Raw genomic sequence first — 2,975 nt, 5'->3', positions numbered from 1 at the left:
CGACGAGGCTGCGCGCGCAGTGGCCTGCAACAAGCTGGCCTGGTTCAGTGCCGATGTGTGGCGCTGGTCCAGCGCAGAGTCCGGGGCTGCCATGGTGGCGACCGCATCGGCGCATGCGGCTCCAGAGCCGGCGCTGGACCCGGACTATCCGTTCCTCCGCCAGGAGCAGACGCCGGATACCCTGGGCGCGTACTTCGCGCGACCCGCGACGGGCGCCCGCCGAATGTGGTGCTGATCATCGTGGAGGGGCTGGGGCGTTCGTTCTCCGGTCCGCAGGCGGCGCTGGGCAGTTTCACCCCGTTCCTCGACACCCTGGCTGCGCGCAGCCTCTATTTCGACAATTTCATCGCCAACCAGGGCCGCACGTTCGGCGTGCTGCCGACCCTGCTCGGCTCGGCACCCTTTGCCGACCAGGGCTTCACCGCGCTGGGCGAACGCATGCCTGCGCATCCAGGCCTTTTCAGCGTGTTGCGCCAGCAGGGTTATCACACCGCGTTCTACAACGGCACCGATACCGCCTTTGATGACGAACGGGGCTACATGCGGCTGCAGCAGGTGCAGACGCTGGTGGACATGAACAACTTCGGTCCCGGCTACCAGCGCAATCCGTTCAGCGCCTGGGGCTACCCGGACAAGGAGCTGGTGTCGCGCGTGCTGGCCGACAGTGACCGACTGCCATCGCCGTTCGTGCTGGCGATGCAGACCATCTCGATGCACACCAGCTACGAGTTCCCCGGGCAGGAGGCCTACCGTGCCCGATTCGAGCAGCAGCTGCAGCAGCTGCGGGTACCGGAGTCGCGCCTGGCCGGCTACCGCGCCAACGCCGCGATCTACAGCACGATCCTGTACACCGATGACCAGCTGCGGCGCTATTTCGAGTCGGTGCAGAAGGCGCCCTGGTATGACGACACCATTTTCGTGGTGACTGGCGATCACCGGCTGCCGGAGATCCCGATGGGTGAACACGTCGATCGTTACCACGTGCCGCTGATCGTGTTCTCGCCCCTGCTCAAGCAGCCCAAGCGGGTGCGTGCGGTGTCCTCGCAGCTGGATGTGACGCCCTCGCTGATGGCCCTGCTGTCCAACACCTACGGCCTGCAGCGTCCGGCACGGACCGCGTGGCTGGGTACCGGCCTGGACATGTCCGAGAATTTCCGAAACCTGCACCAGCTGCCGTTGAAGCAGACCAAGACCAGTGCGCCGGAGTATCTGGCCGACCGCTGGTGGCTGCGCGACGGCGAGTTGTATGAACTGCAGGACGGCATGCATCTGGCCAGGGCCGATGACGCCAGCGTGCGTGAGTGGGTGGCGCAGCGCCTGCAACGCTATACGCAGGCCAATGCGATCTTCCTCAAGCGCGGCGCGCTGCTTCCGGACGGCGCTACGCCGCCGCTGGTCGCCTATGCGGCCGTTCCCGAGGCCACGCAACTGTCTGCTGCACCGGCGGTGCCCGGTGTGTCCATCACTTCGGCCGAGGCCACGGCGACGGCGACCGGCGTGCGCTTGTCGGCGGTATTTGCCAGCGGGGATTCCAAGCCCAGCCGTGTGTTCGTGCCGCTGGCGGTCATGTCCAGCGAGAACGGCCGCGAACTGCAGGAGGTCTACGGCCAGGCCCTGCAGTTGCCGCCTGGCGGCAGTCATCAGGTCCAGCTGCAGTTGCCCCTGCCGCAGCCCGAAGATTGCAAAGGCCGGTGCTATGTATCGGTATTCCCGTCCGACCCCGATAGCGGCAAGGCCATCGGGCAGGGCCGTTATCACTTGCTGGTGGATACCGGCAGCACCGTGGAGAAGCAGTAATGAACAATCGTCTTGCCATCGGCATGCTGGCACTGCTGTGTCTGCTGTCGAGCGCACCTTCCATGGCGGCCAGCCGCGCGATGTGGACCTGGGAAGCCGAGTCCTATGCGATGGTCGAGGACCCGGCCGTCGCCGAGGAGGCCGCCGCCTATCTGAAATCGCAGCAGATCGACACCATCTACCTGTATGCCGATGCCTACAAGGGCCGCAACCTGATCGTCGATCAGCCGCAACTGTATCGCGCTTTCATCGAGCGCATGCATGGCAAGAAGATGAAGGTATATGCCTTGCTGGGCTCCTGGTATCTGAGCACCCAGAACTACGTGTTGCCGGCCTACCGCAAAGAAGCCGAAGCGATGTTCCGCCGCGTGGTGGAGTACAACGCATCGGTACCCGAAGCCGCACGTTTTGATGGTGCCAACCTGGACATCGAGCCGCACATCCTCGATGAATGGAATGACGACACCCGTGCGGATCTGCTGGTGGGCTTCCTGGACATGAGCGCAGCGGTGATGCGCATCAAGCAGGAGAGCGGCGCGACCTTGATGGTTGGCCCGGCGATTCCGTTCTGGCTGGACGGCATCGAGGTGGAGTGGAATGGCCGTCATCGTCCGGTGAGCGAGCACACCATCAACATCTACGACTACGTCGCCTTGATGGACTACCGCGACAAGGCCGAGGGCCGCGACAGCATCCTGTCGCATGCGGCCAGCGAGATCGCCTACGCCAATGAAGTCGGCAAGAAGGTGGTGATCGGGCTGGAGGTTTCTTCCAACGACATCAACAAGGTCACCTTCCATGAGGAAGGCCCGAAGGTGTTCGAGCAGGAGGTGCGCAAGGTCGAACGCGCGCTGCGCAACGAGCCGTCCTTTGCCGGCTTCGCCATCCACCACTACCGCGCATGGCGCCGCTGGTCCGGCCAGTACTGGGAATAGGGTCCACGACACCTTCGCAGCGCGCCGCAGGAAGTGCGCCACGTTGCGACGGGAGCGACGGCGGCGCGGGGGCGGTTGCCCCTTACAATGCGCCGATGGCGAGGGACCGGATTGAAATCTCGGAGCAGCTGGCGATACCGGAAACGGAGATCGTCGAGCGTTTCGTGCGCGCGTCCGGCGCCGGCGGCCAGAACGTCAACAAGGTCTCCACCGCCGTGGAACTGCGCTTTGATATCGCCGCCT

At 64.7% G+C, this 2,975-nt stretch carries 4 protein-coding genes; all 4 read left to right on the top strand.

Annotation, left to right across the window (positions count from 1 at the left end; genetic code table 11):
• The coding region (locus JCM9942_RS19680; RefSeq protein WP_218185492.1) for a hypothetical protein at positions 1-235 on the top strand (235 nt) is incomplete at its 5' end.
• The gene (locus JCM9942_RS13100) at positions 226-1,797 is read left to right on the top strand and encodes an LTA synthase family protein (protein WP_172675115.1); all 1,572 of its coding nucleotides are present in this window, start codon (positions 226-228) and stop codon (positions 1,795-1,797) included. The genes JCM9942_RS19680 and JCM9942_RS13100, both read left to right, overlap by 10 nt.
• Positions 1,797-2,732, top strand: coding sequence for a hypothetical protein (locus JCM9942_RS13095; RefSeq protein WP_054660207.1), 936 nt, complete (start codon positions 1,797-1,799; stop codon positions 2,730-2,732). Before JCM9942_RS13100 ends, JCM9942_RS13095 begins: the two co-directional genes overlap by 1 nt.
• A 95-nt stretch (positions 2,733-2,827) precedes the next feature.
• Positions 2,828-2,975: peptide chain release factor-like protein (locus JCM9942_RS13090; protein ID WP_304941146.1), on the top strand; the 148-nt coding region annotated here is incomplete at its 3' end.

The organism is Stenotrophomonas pictorum JCM 9942, assembly GCF_001310775.1.
GTDB lineage: Bacteria > Pseudomonadota > Gammaproteobacteria > Xanthomonadales > Xanthomonadaceae > Stenotrophomonas > Stenotrophomonas pictorum.
The sequence above is the reverse complement of the archived record's forward strand: the minus strand, read 5'-3'. Positions and strand labels throughout refer to the sequence as shown.

What these genes read in the sequence shown, in the direction of transcription:
- JCM9942_RS13095 (WP_054660207.1), top strand. Translation starts at nt 1,797, where the DNA reads ATGAACAATCGTCTTGCCATCGGCATGCTGGCACTGCTGTGTCTGCTG.